Origin of the sequence: Cellulomonas iranensis NBRC 101100 = JCM 18110 (assembly GCF_001552375.1) — a bacterium.
GTDB lineage: Bacteria > Actinomycetota > Actinomycetes > Actinomycetales > Cellulomonadaceae > Cellulomonas > Cellulomonas iranensis.
Genome location: NZ_BCRB01000033.1, coordinates 1 through 13,163, shown reverse-complemented (window position 1 = coordinate 13,163; position 13,163 = coordinate 1). Strand labels below are relative to the sequence as shown.

Sequence of the window (13,163 nt, the reverse complement as noted above, 5' to 3'; positions counted from 1 at the left end):
CGACGGGTCGCGGCTCAGGCGACGCCGGACCCGGCGGGCACCTCGGTGAGCGCGTCGGCCACGATCCGCATGCCGGCCTGCCGGGGTGCGAGCTCGGCCTGCAGCACGAGCGCGGCGCCGCCGACGGCGGCGGCCTCGGCGGCGTGCGACGAGATCGTGACGCGCACGCCGTGCGTGGCGCGCGCGAAGAACCCCGCGTCGAGGCGTTCCTGGACGACGGGCAGGTAGAGCGACCCGGCGTGCGCGAACGACGACCCGGTGAGGACGACGAGGTCGAGGTCGAGGACGTTCGCGAGGGACCGGGTGGCCGCGGCGACGTAGCGCGCGGAATCGGCGAGCAGGCGCACCGGCTGGTCCTCGCCGCGGGCGGCGGCCCGGGCGAGCGCCGCGAAGTCCTCCGACACGCTGCGGCCGGGCAGCACGATGCCCGCGTCGAGCGCGCGCGCGACGACGGCGGACGGGCCCGCGAGGGCCTCGAGGCACCCGCGCCCGCCGCACCAGCAGGGTGGGCCGTCGACGTCGAGGCAGACGTGCCCGACCTCGCCGGCGTTGGACGAGCGCCCGCGGTAGACGGCGCCGTCGACGATGATCCCGGAGCCGATGCCGGTGCCCATGTACAACGCGGCGCAGACCGCGCCGGTGGGCACGCCGCCGGACCAGTACTCCCCCAGCGCGGCGGCCGTCGCGTCGTTGTCGAGCAGCACGGGCAGCCCGACGGCGTCCTCGATGACCGCCGCGAGCGGGAAGTCCGACCAGTGCTGCATGACCGGCGGCGCGATGGTCATGCCGGTCGAGGTCGCGAGCGGGCCGGGCGACACGACGCCGACGCCGAGCAGCAGGCGCCTGTCGACGCCGATGCGGGCCACGTTGGCGGCGATCTCGGCGGCGATCCGGTCGACGACGACGCGGGGGTCGTCGGCACCGGTGCCGGGGCGGCGCCACCGCGCGACGACCTGACCGCCGAGGTTGGCGACGACGTACGTGATGCCCGCGTGGTCGAGGTGCACGCCGACGGCGTAGCGCGCGGCGGGGTCGAGCTGCAGCAGCATGCGGGGCTTGCCGCCGGTGGACTCGGCGCGGCCGGCCTCGACGACCAGTCCCTCGTCGAGCAGCCGGCGCACGACGGTCGAGACGGTCGCGGCGGTGAGGCCGGTGGCGTGGCGTGCGTGAGCTCGACGCGGCTGATGGTCCCGGCGGCGCGGATGACGTCGAGGATCGCGCTGCGGCTGCTCGTGTGCGCGGCGCCGCGCACCGGCGTGCCTGCGTTCACGTGGGCTCCCGTCGGGTTGGCGGCCGCCGGGTGGCGACCCGTCGAGCCTAACGACCGCGACACGGGACGAACCGGGTCACGACACGCCGTTGACTTACTTTGTTCAGTGGCCTAAGAATCTACACGGCGCACGGCCCGGGGCCGTCACCGCCCCAGCCGGGACACCGAGGTCCCGGCGCCGACGAGAGGATCGACGATGTTCCTTCACCAGCGACGCGGGCGGCTCGCCGTCGCGTCGACGGCCGTCGCCCTGCTCGCCCTCACGACCGCCTGCTCGGGCGGGGCCGAGGGCGAGGAGAACACGACCGGCGAGCCCGGCGGCTCCCTCACGGTGCTCACGTGGCGGACCGACCTCGTCGAGGACGGCACGTTCGACGACTACGTCGAGCGGTTCAAGACCACGTACCCCGCGGTCACCGACGTCAAGGTCGAGGGCATCACCGACTACGAGGGCGAGGTGAAGACGCGCATGAGCACCGACAACTACGGCGACGTCCTCGCGATCCCCGGCTCGGTCACGCCCGACCAGCTCGGCGACTTCTTCGAGCCGCTCGGCGAGCAGGCGGAGCTCGCCCAGGAGTACCGCTGGCTCGCCGACAAGTCGTTCGAGGGCACGAGCTACGGCATCCCGGTCGTCGGCAACGTCCAGGGGCTCGTCTACAACACCAAGGTCTGGAAGGCCGCGGGCCTCACGGACTTCCCCACGACGCCCGACGAGTTCCTCGAGGACCTCGCCGCGCTCAAGGCGGCCGACCCCGGGATCGACCCGCTCTACACCAACTACAAGGACGGCTGGCCGCTCACCGCGTGGGAGTACTACCGCGGCGGCGTCTCGGGCGACCCCGACTACGTCAACCAGATGGTCACGTGGGACGACCCGTGGGCGGACGGCCGCGACCACGAGGTCATCGACGGCCTGCTGTACGACGTCGTCGCGCAGGGACTCACCGAGGCCGACCCGACGACGACCAACTGGGAGCAGTCCAAGCAGCTGCTCGGCACGGGCAAGATCGGCGTGATGCTGCTGGGGTCCTGGGCGATCCCGCAGATGCAGCAGGCCGCCGTCGACGCCGGCGGCTCGGCCGACGACATCGGCTACATGCCGTTCCCCGCCCAGGCCGACGGCACGTTCCACGCCACCGCCGGCGGCGACTACAACCTCGGCATCAACGTCGCCTCGAAGAACAAGGTGACCGCGCGCGCGTGGATCGACTGGTTCCACCACGAGTCCGGCTACTCCGAGTCGCAGGTCGGCCTCTCGCCGCTGATCGACGGCGCCACGCCCGCCGCGCTCGCCGACTTCGTCGACCAGGTCGAGCTCGTCGAGATGAACCCCGCGCCGCAGGGCAAGGAGTCGCTGTTCGCCGACATCGACACGGCGTCGGGCATCGTCACGACGGACCCGAAGTACCGCCAGAAGATCATCGACGACGCCCGCTCCGGCGCCCGCACCAAGCAGCAGGTCTTCGACGACCTCAACGCCGCGTGGGCCGAGGGCCGCGCCGACGTGGACGCCTGACGCGCGGTCGCCGCACCATGACGACCACCACGACGGGCGCCCCCGGCCCGGTGGACGCCCCCGCGCCCGCGACCCGCCCCGCCCCCTCGGGCGCGGGTCGCGGCGCGCGCCGGCGTCGCCGCGCGGTGCCGTACCTGTTCCTCCTCGTCCCCGTCGGGCTGCTGCTCCTGCTGACGTACCTGCCCGTCGCGAACATGTTCTGGTACTCGGTGACGGACTGGGACGGCCTCGCGCGCACGAAGGAGCTCGTGGGGCTCGACAACTACGTCGAGATCTTCACCGACCCCGACAACGTCCGCGTCTTCTACGTCTCGCTGTACTACTTCCTCGCGTCGTTCGTGCAGATGGCGCTCGCGCTGTACTTCGCGACCGTCCTGTCGTTCCGCGTGCGGCTCAAGAACCTGTGGAAGGGGATCCTGTTCTTCCCCTACCTCATCAACGGCGTCGCGATCGGCCTGATCTTCCTCAACTTCCTCAAGCCCGGGGGCGGCCTCGACACCGTGCTGCTGGCGGCTGGCCTCGACGCGCTGGTGCGGCAGTGGACGGGCGACCCGGCGGTGGCCAACGTGACGCTCGCCGCGGTGTCCGTGTGGCGCTACACGGGGCTGAACTTCGTGATGTTCCTCGGTGCGATCCAGTCCATCAGCAGCGACGTCTACGAGGCCGCGGAGATCGACGGCGCCAACCGCTGGCACGAGTTCCGGCACATCATCCTGCCGTCGATCCGACCGATCGTCGGCCTGTCGTTCATCCTCGCGATCTCGGGCGCGCTGTCGGTCTTCGAGATCCCGTACGTCATGACGAACGGCGGCAACGGCACCGAGACCTTCGTGATCCGCACGATCTGGATGGCGTTCAACCGGAACATGGTCGGCCTCGCGTCGGCGATGGCGGTCGTGCTGCTGGTCGTCGTGCTGCTGGTGACGTGGGTCCAGCGTCGCGTCGTGCCCGAGCAGGAGGTGGACCTCACGTGACCCGCGCCCTCACCGCCACCGGCAAGTACCTGTCCCTCGTCGTCGCGTCCGTCGTCACGCTGCTGCCGCTCGTGCTCATCCTGTTCGGCTCGTTCAAGACCGGTCAGGAGTTCCTCGCCACGAACCCGTTCACGCCGCCCGAGAGCTGGGGCAACGTCGCGAACTACGCGACCGCGTTCACGCGGGGCGGGATGCTGCGGGGGTTCGCCAACACGGTCGTCGTCTTCGTCGCCGCGATCACCGGCACGATCCTCGTCGGCGCGGCGACCGCGTACGCGCTCGACCGCTTCCGGTTCCGCGGGCGCTCGGCGGTGCTCGGCCTGTTCCTGCTGGCGACGCTCGTGCCCGGCGTCACGACCCAGGTCGCGACGTTCCAGATCGTCAACGGCCTCGGGCTCTACAACTCGCGCTGGGCGCTGATCCTGCTGTTCACGGGCACGGACATCGTCTCGATCTACATCTTCCTGCAGTTCGTGCGCGCGATCCCCCGGTCGCTCGACGAGGCCGCGACGCTCGACGGCGCGGGGCACCTGCGGATCTTCTTCCGGATCATCCTGCCGAACCTCAAGCCCGCGATCGCGACGGTCGTCATCATCAAGGGCATCGGCATCTACAACGAGTTCTTCCTGCCGTTCCTCTACCTGCCCGACCCCGACCTGCGGCCCATCTCGACCGCGCTGTTCGCGTTCAAGGGCCCGTTCGGCTCGCAGTGGGAGGTGATCTCGGCGGGCGTGGTCATCACGATCGTGCCGATCCTCGTGCTGTTCCTGCTGCTGCAACGGTACGTCTACAACGGCTTCACGTCGGGCGCGACCAAGTGACCGGCTGACGACGCAGGGCAGGACGACGGAGGGCGGCGGGGTGACCCCGCCGCCCTCCGCACCGCCCGCGGCCGTCGTCAGTCGACGCGCGTGGCCCGCAGCAGCACGAGCCGCTCGGGCTGCAGGTGCGGCGGCCGGACGCCGACCTGCCCGAGCACGCGTCCCGTCGTGCGCAGCCCCTCGGGCTTCCACCACGGCACGTGCTGCCACGGCCCGACGACGTCGGCGGGCGCCTGCGGGCGCACGTGGTACGTCGCGTCCGGGTCGAGCCCGGGCAGCGTCACGAGCGCGGCGGGCGCCTGCGCCGAGGACGCCACGGTCGCGATCGCGAACAGCGCGTCGGAGCCGTCCTGCGCGACCACGCCGTGCACGGCGTACGCGGGGTCGACGGGGTCGGCGTGCACGCTCACCCCGGTGTGCAGCAGCTCGCGCACGTCCTTGTAGAGCGCGACCCACGCCGCGAGCTCGGCGCGCTCGGCGTCGTCGGCCTCCCGCAGGTCCCACTCGATGCCGAGGTGCCCGAACAGCGCCGTCCCGGCCCGGAACCCCAGGCCCGCGCGCCGTCCCGTGGAGTGCGCGGTGCCGGAGCCGATGTGCGCACCGATGAGCTCGAGCGGGATCAGCAGGTTGGTCCACGGCTGGATCGTGCGGCGCTCGAGGGCGTCGATGCAGTCCGAGGCCCACACGCGGTCGGTGCGCTCGAGGATCTCGAGGTCGACGCGCGCGCCGCCCGACGAGCAGGACTCGATCTCGACCCGCGGGTGCCGCGCCTTGAGCTCGTCGATCAGCCGGTACACGGCGAGCGTCTGCCCATGCACGCCGGGCACGCCGTCGGCGCCGTGCCCCGCGTCGAGCAGGTCGCGGTTGTGGTCCCACTTGAGGTAGGCGATGTCGTACTCGGTGAGCAGCGCGTCCAGGCGCTCGAGGATGTGCGCGAACGCCTCGGGACGCCCGAGGTCGAGGACCTGCTGGTGCCGCGCGGGGCGCGGGAGCCGGTCGGGCAGGCGCAGCATCCAGTCGGGGTGCGCCCGGGCGAGGTCGGAGTCCGGGTTGACCATCTCCGGCTCGACCCACAGGCCGAACTGCATGCCCAGGCCCGTGACGTGCGAGACGAGCGGACCGAGGCCGTCGGGCCACACCTCGTCGGACACGTACCAGTCCCCCAGGCCGCGCGAGTCGTCGCGGCGGTCGCCGAACCAGCCGTCGTCGAGCACGTAGCGCTCGGCGCCGACGGCGGCGGCCGCGTCGGCGAGCTCGGTGAGCCGCGCGAGGTCGTGGTCGAAGTACACGGCCTCCCACGTGTTGAGCGTGACGGGCCGCGGCGTGCGGGGGTGCTGGGGCCGCGCCCGGAGCCACGCGTGGAAGCGGCCCGCGAGCTCGTCGAGGCCCGCGGCGCCGTAGGACGCGTACAGCCACGGGCTCGTGTACGACTCGCCGGTGCCGAGGCGGACCTCGCCGGGCAGGAGCAGCTCGCCGCCGCCGAGCAGGCCCGGGTGGTCGTGCGCGCGCTGCGCGAGGCTGCGGTGGTTGCCGGACCACGCGACGTGCACGCCCCACACCTCGCCGCGCCGGTGCCCGAGCTCGTCGGTCCCGGCGACCAGCACGTACGGCGCGTCGAAGCCCGTGCGCCCGCGCCGGTTCTCGCGCAGGCGGGTGCCGTGCGTGAACGGCGTGCGGATGGGGTGCCGCTCGCGCGCCCAGTGCCCGCCCATGTCGAGCAGGGTCGTGGCGCGCAGCGGCACGGGCAGCGTCAGCAGGACGCCCTCGAGGTCGTACGTGCCGTCGGCGGTGTTGGTGACGGTCGCGCGCTGGCGCACGACGCCCTGCGGCGTGAGCTCGAGCACGAGCTCGAGCCCCAGCCCCGCCGCCGGGTCGGCGGCCGTCACCGTGACGAGGTCGCCGCCGCCGGCGGTGCGCGCGTGCGTCGCGCGCTCGAGCGCGAACGCGCTCGACCAGCCGCGGCCGCCGCGCGACCCCGTGAGGCCGGGCACGCCCAGCCAGCCGGTCGACTGCTCGGGGAGCACGGACGGCACGACCTCGCCGTCGACCGACGACGCGGCCGGCGCCGAGCGGGCCGCGAGCCGCAGAGCGGCGAGCGCGGCCCCGGGCAGGTCGCCGAGGTCGGCGCCCCAGTGCAGCACGCGCGGCAGCCCTGCCGCGAGGTCGAGGACGAGGCTCACGCCCGCCGCGCGCAGGTGCAGCACGTCGGCCGTGTCCAGGGTCGTGGGGGACGTCACGTCGTCGGGACGCAGGGGCACCGCTCACCTCCGGGTGGATTCGTGCGCACCAGCCTAGGAGGAACTCGGCGAAGCGTTGACGGACTAAGTTCAGCAGCCTAACAATGTGGGTGGCTCCTCGGGTCGGACGGCCCGCGGGCGCGCGACGACGCGCGCCCGCCGGGGGCACAGGACCTCCGGGAGCGCGCACGCACATGGACCACCACCTCCTCGACGACGGCTGGACGCTCACCGCCGACCCCGCGACGCTCCCCGACGACCTGCCGGAGCCGCTGCTCCGCGCGCTGCACGACGGCGTCCCCGCGCACGTCCCCGGCACGAGCCACACGACGCTGCTCGACGCGGGCCTCGTCCCCGACCCCTACGTCGACGACAACGAGACGCGCCTCGCGTGGATGCGGCACGCCACGTGGACCTACGCGCGGCCCGTGCGCATCGCCCCCGCGCTCGCCGGCGAGCGCGTCGACCTGGTCCTCGAGGGCGTCGACACGGTCGCCACGGTGCGTCTCGACGACGACGTGCTCGCACGCACCGCCAACCAGCACCGCACCTACCGCGTCGACCTGCGCGCGCACCTGCACCACGACGTCCGCACGCTGAGCGTCGAGCTCGGGTCCGCGCTCGCGCACGCCGAGGCCGAGGCGCGCCGCCTGGGGCCCCGCCCGCTCGCGTACCCCCAGCCGTTCAACATGGTCCGCAAGATGGCCTGCTCGTTCGGCTGGGACTGGGGCCCGGACCTGCAGACCGCGGGCCTGTGGCGGCCCGTGCGGATCGAGCGCTGGCGCGTCGCGCGGCTCGCGTCCGTGCGCCCGCTGGTCACCGTGCGGCCCGACGGGACCGGTGTCGTCGACGTGGTCGTCGACGTCGAGCGGTCGGGGCTGCCCGGCGGCGACGTGCCGCTCGTGGTCACGGCGCGCGTCGCGGGCGCCGAGTCCGTGGTGACGGTCGACGCGGGCGCGACCGCGGCGACCGCGCACCTCGAGGTGCCGCACGCGCCGCTGTGGTGGCCCGTCGGCCACGGCGCCCAGCCGCTGCACGCGCTCGAGCTTGAGCTGCACGCCGCGGACGCGGCCGCCCCGGCGGGCCCGCGCGCGACCGGCGCGCGCCTGGGTGCGTGGAGCCGCCGCATCGGCTTCCGCACGGTCGAGCTCGACACCTCGCCCGACGACGTCGGCGCGGCCTTCACGCTGCGGGTCAACGGCCGCGCGGTGTTCGTCCGCGGCGCCAACTGGATCCCCGACGACCACCTGCTCACCCGGATCACGCGCGACCGTCTCGCGCGGCGGCTCGACCAGGCCCTCGGCGCGCACCTCAACCTCGTGCGCGTGTGGGGCGGCGGGATCTACGAGTCCGAGGACTTCTACGACCTGTGCGACGAGCGCGGTCTGCTCGTGTGGCAGGACTTCCTGCTGGCGTGCGCGGCGTACCCCGAGGAGTCGCCGCTGCTGGAGGAGCTCGAGGCCGAGGCCCGCGAGCACGTCGCGCGCCTCACGCCGCACCCCTCGCTCGTCGTGTGGAACGGCGGCAACGAGAACCTGTGGGGCTTCCGCGACTGGGGGTGGCCCGACGAGCTCGAGGGGCGCACGTGGGGCCTGCGGTACGCCACCGAGCTGTTCCCGGCCGTGGTCGCCGAGCTCGACCCCACGCGCCCGTACGTCGAGAACAGCCCCGCCTCGCCGGGGTACGACCTGCACGACGTGCACCCCAACGACCCCGACCACGGCTCGCACCACCAGTGGGAGGTCTGGAACCGCGTCGACTACACCGCCTACCGCGACGAGGTCCCACGCTTCTGCTCCGAGTTCGGCTTCCAGGGCCCGCCCACGTGGGCGACCCTCACCCGTGCGGTGCGCGCTGCGGACGGCACCGTCGCCGGCAAGGACCACCCGACCTTCCTGCTGCACCAGAAGGCGGAGGACGGCAACGGCAAGCTCGACCGCGGCATGGCGCCGCACCTGGGCGTCCCCGACGACCTCGCGGACTGGCTGTGGGCGGCCCAGCTCAACCAGGCGCGCGCGGTGCGGTTCGCGATCGAGCACTACCGGTCCTGGTGGCCGACGACCGCGGGCGCGATCGTCTGGCAGCTCAACGACTGCTGGCCCGTGACGTCGTGGGCCGCGGTCGACGGCGACGGGCGCCCCAAGCCGCTGTGGTGGGCGATGCGCGCGGCGTTCGCGGACCGGCTCGTCACGGTGCAGCCGCGCGACGGGTTGGACGCGCTCGTCGTCGTCAACGACACGCCCGTGCTGTGGAAGGGCACGGCCGTGCTCGAGCGCCAGACCCTCGACGGCCGCGTGCTCGCTCGGGCCGAGCGTCCGCTGACGGTCGGCGCCTGGTCCGTGGGCACGTTCCCCGTGCGCACGGACCTGCGGACGCCGGACGACCCCGCGCAGGAGGTGCTCGTCGTGACGCTCGACCGGTGCCGCGCGGTCCGCACGTGGCTCGAGGACGTCGACCTCGCGCTCGACCCCGACGCCGTCGACGCTCGTGTCCACCCCGTGCAGGACGGCTACGAGGTGCAGGTCGCGGCGCGGTCGCTGGTCCGCGACCTCACGCTGCTGGTCGACCGGCTCGACCCGGCGGCGAGCGTGGACGAGGCGCTCGTGACGCTGCCCGCGGGCGCGAGCGCGACGTTCCGGGTGCGCACCCCGGTCCCGCTGGACGCCGACGTGCTCGTCGCGCGGCCCGTGCTGCGCAGCGCGAACGACCTCGTCGCGGCACGGCGCGCGACGGCCACGCCCACCGCGTGACGCCCGGCCCGCCGCCGGGGACGGTCACGACGTGGCGGCTACGCTGACGGCCGTGGGCGCTGACGCGATCGGACTGGTGCTGGCCCGCCCGGCGCGCATGCTGGGGCTCGAGCCGTTCTTCATGGAGCTCATCGGCGGCATCGAGGAGACCCTGTCGTCCGACGACCGGTCGCTGCTGCTGCACGTGGTCCCGGACCACGACGCCGAGATCGCCGCGTACCGCCGGTGGGGCCAGGGCCGGCTCGTCGACGCGGTCGTGCTCGTCAACCTCGTCGTGGACGACCCGCGGCTCGACGTGCTGCGCACGCTCGGCATCCCCACGGTCGTGGTCGGCGGGCCGGAGCGCACGCTCGACGGGGTCGCGCACGTGTGGATCGACAACGCGCAGGCGATGCGGGACGCGGTGGGGTACCTCGTCGACCTCGGCCACGCGACCATCGGGCGCATCTCCGGGCCCGCCGACCTCGCGCACACACGGTCGCGGACCGACGCGTTCCTGTCCGAGTGCGCGGCACGCGGCGCGCGCGGCGTGGTCGTCGAGGGCGACTACGCCGAGGCGTCGGGCACCCGCGCGGCCCGCACGCTGCTGGGCCGCAACGACCCGCCGTCCGCGCTGGTGTTCGACAACGACGTGATGGCGGTCGCGGGGCTCGGCGTCGCGCACGAGCTCGGGCTGTCCGTCCCCGGCGACGTGTCGTTGCTGGCGTGGGACGACTCGGCGCTGTGCCGGCTCGCGCACCCGCCCCTCACGGCGATGAGCCTCGACGTCCACGCGATGGGCGTCCAGGTCGCCGACGCCGTGCTCAACCTCTTGGCGTCGGGTCGCCCGACCACGTCGTCGGCGCCGCTCCCCCGCCTCGTCGCGCGCGGCAGCACGGCCCGCCGCACGCGCTGACCGCGCCGGTCGCGCCCAGGGCACGACGGTGTGCGGCGACCACCTGCGCCGATGCCCCGGGGGTGGTTGGGTAGGCACATGACTGCGGCCGCACCGTCCCCCGTGCCCGTCGACCACGACACGCTCCGTGCCGTCGCGGCCGGGACGTTCTACGACCCTCACGCGGTGCTCGGCCCGCACGTCGGCGACGGCGCCGTCACGGTCCGCACGCTGCGTCCGCTCGCCGACCGGGTGGTCGTGACCACCGCGACGGGGAGCGTCGACGCGCAGCACGAGAGCGACGGGGTGTGGGTCGCGCTGCTGCCGGGCACGGTCGTGCCGGACTACCGCCTCGAGGTCACGTACGGCGGGCACACCACGACGGTGGACGACCCGTACCGGTTCCTGCCGACCGTGCAGGAGCTCGACCGGCACCTGGTCCGCGAGGGCCGGCACGAGCAGCTCTGGCAGGTGCTGGGCGCCAACGTGCACACGTACCCGGGCCAGCTCGGCGAGGTGCGCGGCACGTCGTTCGCCGTGTGGGCGCCCAACGCCCGCGCGGTGCGCGTGGTCGGCGACTTCAACCACTGGCAGGGCGCGACGCACGCGATGCGCTCGCTCGGCGACAGCGGCATCTGGGAGCTGTTCGTGCCCGGCGTCGAGGCGGGCGCCCGGTACAAGTACGAGATCCTCGGGGCCGACGGGTCGTGGCGCCAGAAGGCGGACCCGCTCGCGAAGGGCACCGAGGTTCCCCCCGCGACGGCCTCGGTCGTCGTCGAGTCGCGCTTCACGTGGTCGGACGACGCGTGGATGACGGCACGGGCGGAGCGGGACCCGCACACGGGCCCGTTGAGCGTGTACGAGGTCCACCTCGGCTCGTGGCGGCAGGGTCTGTCGTACCGCGACCTGGCGCACCAGCTCACCGAGTACGTCCTCGAGACGGGCTTCACGCACGTCGAGCTGCTGCCCGTGGCCGAGCACCCGTTCGGCGGCTCCTGGGGCTACCAGGTGTCGTCGTACTACGCCCCGACGTCGCGCTTCGGTCACCCCGACGACTTCCGCTACCTCGTCGACTGCCTGCACCGCGCCGGCATCGGCGTGATCCTGGACTGGGTGCCCGCGCACTTCCCGAAGGACGAGTGGGCGCTCGCCCAGTTCGACGGCACGGCCCTGTACGAGCACCCGGACCCGCTGCTCGGCGAGCAGCCGGACTGGGGCACGTACGTGTTCAACTTCGGGCGCTCCGAGGTGCGCAACTTCCTCGTGGCCAACGCGACGTACTGGCTCGAGGAGTTCCACGTCGACGCGCTCCGCGTCGACGCCGTCGCGTCGATGCTCTACCTGGACTACTCGCGTCAGCCCGGGCAGTGGCGCCCGAACGTGTACGGCGGCCGCGAGAACCTCGAGGCGATCTCGTTCCTGCAGGAGGCGAACGCGACCGCGTACCGGCGCGCGCCCGGCATCATGATGATCGCCGAGGAGTCCACCGCCTGGCCCGGGGTCACCGCGCCGACGAGCGCGAACGGTCTCGGCTTCGGCCTGAAGTGGAACATGGGGTGGATGAACGACACCCTGCGCTACCTGCAGGAGTCACCGATCAACCGGCGCTACCACCACCACGAGATCACGTTCTCGATGGTGTACGCGTACTCGGAGCACTTCGTCCTGCCCATCAGCCACGACGAGGTCGTCCACGGCAAGGGCTCGCTGTACGGCCGCATGCCGGGCGACCACTGGCAGAAGCTCGCGGGGGTTCGCGCTCTCCTGGCGTACCAGTGGACGCACCCGGGCAAGCAGCTGCTGTTCATGGGGCAGGAGTTCGCGCAGCAGGGCGAGTGGGCCGAGTCGCGGTCGCTCGACTGGTTCGCGCTCGACGACGCGTCGCACCGCGGCGTCCAGAGGTGCCTCACCGACCTCAACGCGCTCTACCGTGCGACCCCGGCCCTCTGGCAGCTCGACGAGACGCCCGACGGCTTCGAGTGGCTCGCGTCCGACGAGGCGGACCTCAACCTGCTGGCGTACGTGCGCAAGGGGGTGGGCACGCCGCCGGCCGTCGTCGTCGTGAACTTCGCGGGCGTCCCCCACGAGGGCTGGCGCGTGCCGTTGCCGCAGGGCGGTCGGTGGCGTGAGGCCTTCAACTCGGACGCGGAGATCTACGGCGGCTCGGGCGTCGGCAACCTCGGCGCGGTGCAGGCCGAGCCCGTGACCCACTACGCACGCGCGTGGTCCGCCGAGGTGCGCGTGCCGCCCTTGGGGGCGATCGTCCTCGTCGCCGACGACGCGCCCGCCGACGACGCCTGACGGATCGGCCGCACCAGTCCGCACGGCAGAGGGCCGCACTCCGCTCGGAGTGCGGCCCTCTGCCGTCTGACCTGCGCCGTAGGGGAACCCTGCCGTCGACGCTCTGGCGCGCGAGCCCTGCCGTGGACACTCCGCCACACGAGCCCTGCCGTCGACGCTCCGCCGGACGGGCCGGGCGGTGGACACTCCACGGGCCGGGCCGGGCCGAGGCCACTCCGCCGTACGAGCCCGGCGGCCGACGCTCCGCGTACAGATCCTGCCGGCGACATTCCTGCCGTGCGGGGACCGCAGTCCGCGCCCGTTCAGCCCGTGTGCCACGGGCGGTCGCACGCGCTCGGTGCCCGCTCGCGCGCCGTCAGCGGGCCCGGAGACGACGAAAGGCCCACCCCTGTGAGGGGTGAGCCTTTCGTTGAATGA

Annotated in this window: 8 protein-coding genes; 6 read left to right on the top strand and 2 right to left on the bottom strand. The window is 73.5% G+C overall.

Features of this window, described 5'->3' with window-relative positions:
* Window positions 1-14: 14 nt before the first annotated feature.
* Window positions 15-1,121 carry an ROK family protein gene (locus tag CS2_RS08965; protein WP_233421128.1) on the bottom strand — a complete coding sequence of 369 codons (1,107 nt, stop codon included), beginning with the start codon at window positions 1,119-1,121 and terminating at the stop codon, window positions 15-17.
* Between the two features lie 345 nt (window positions 1,122-1,466).
* On the opposite strand from CS2_RS08965, the gene CS2_RS08960 reads away from it, so the two are divergent.
* Genes CS2_RS08960 through CS2_RS08950 form a run of 3 tightly spaced genes read left to right on the top strand, consistent with a single transcriptional unit; the run spans window position 1,467 to window position 4,584 of the window.
* Window positions 1,467-2,789: an ABC transporter substrate-binding protein gene (locus CS2_RS08960; RefSeq protein ID WP_070319707.1), complete on the top strand. Its 1,323-nt coding sequence runs from the start codon at window positions 1,467-1,469 to the stop codon at window positions 2,787-2,789.
* Between the two features lie 17 nt (window positions 2,790-2,806).
* On the top strand, window positions 2,807-3,763 hold the full coding sequence (locus CS2_RS08955; RefSeq protein ID WP_046527816.1) for a carbohydrate ABC transporter permease: 957 nt from the start codon (window positions 2,807-2,809) through the stop codon (window positions 3,761-3,763).
* Entirely contained in the window at window positions 3,760-4,584 is an 825-nt protein-coding gene (locus CS2_RS08950; protein WP_070319706.1) for a carbohydrate ABC transporter permease, read from the top strand. Before CS2_RS08955 ends, CS2_RS08950 begins: the two co-directional genes overlap by 4 nt.
* A 77-nt stretch (window positions 4,585-4,661) precedes the next feature.
* Here the strand turns inward: CS2_RS08950 and CS2_RS08945 are convergent, their stop codons facing one another.
* The gene (locus CS2_RS08945) at window positions 4,662-6,842 is read right to left on the bottom strand and encodes an alpha-galactosidase (protein WP_233421127.1); all 2,181 of its coding nucleotides are present in this window, start codon (window positions 6,840-6,842) and stop codon (window positions 4,662-4,664) included.
* Window positions 6,843-7,015: 173 nt separating this feature from the next.
* Here CS2_RS08945 and CS2_RS08940 point away from each other — a divergent pair, with 173 nt between their 5' ends.
* The 3 genes from CS2_RS08940 to glgB all read left to right on the top strand — a co-directional run bounded on the left by CS2_RS08940 (window position 7,016) and on the right by glgB (window position 12,746).
* Window positions 7,016-9,571, top strand: coding sequence for a glycoside hydrolase family 2 protein (locus tag CS2_RS08940; RefSeq protein ID WP_070319705.1), 2,556 nt, complete (start codon window positions 7,016-7,018; stop codon window positions 9,569-9,571).
* Window positions 9,572-9,623: 52 nt separating this feature from the next.
* Window positions 9,624-10,466: a LacI family DNA-binding transcriptional regulator gene (locus CS2_RS08935; RefSeq protein ID WP_070319704.1), complete on the top strand. Its 843-nt coding sequence runs from the start codon at window positions 9,624-9,626 to the stop codon at window positions 10,464-10,466.
* 78 nt (window positions 10,467-10,544) lie between these two features.
* On the top strand, window positions 10,545-12,746 hold the full coding sequence (gene glgB, locus CS2_RS08930; protein WP_070319703.1) for a 1,4-alpha-glucan branching protein GlgB: 2,202 nt from the start codon (window positions 10,545-10,547) through the stop codon (window positions 12,744-12,746).
* Window positions 12,747-13,163: the final 417 nt, after the last annotated feature.

Bases quoted from the DNA above. Each gene is read 5' to 3' on its own strand.
- CS2_RS08940 (WP_070319705.1), top strand. From the start codon at position 7,016: ATGGACCACCACCTCCTCGACGACGGCTGGACGCTCACCGCCGACCCC.
- glgB (WP_070319703.1), top strand. From the start codon at position 10,545: ATGACTGCGGCCGCACCGTCCCCCGTGCCCGTCGACCACGACACGCTC.
- CS2_RS08960 (WP_070319707.1), top strand. From the start codon at position 1,467: ATGTTCCTTCACCAGCGACGCGGGCGGCTCGCCGTCGCGTCGACGGCC.
- CS2_RS08955 (WP_046527816.1), top strand. From the start codon at position 2,807: ATGACGACCACCACGACGGGCGCCCCCGGCCCGGTGGACGCCCCCGCG.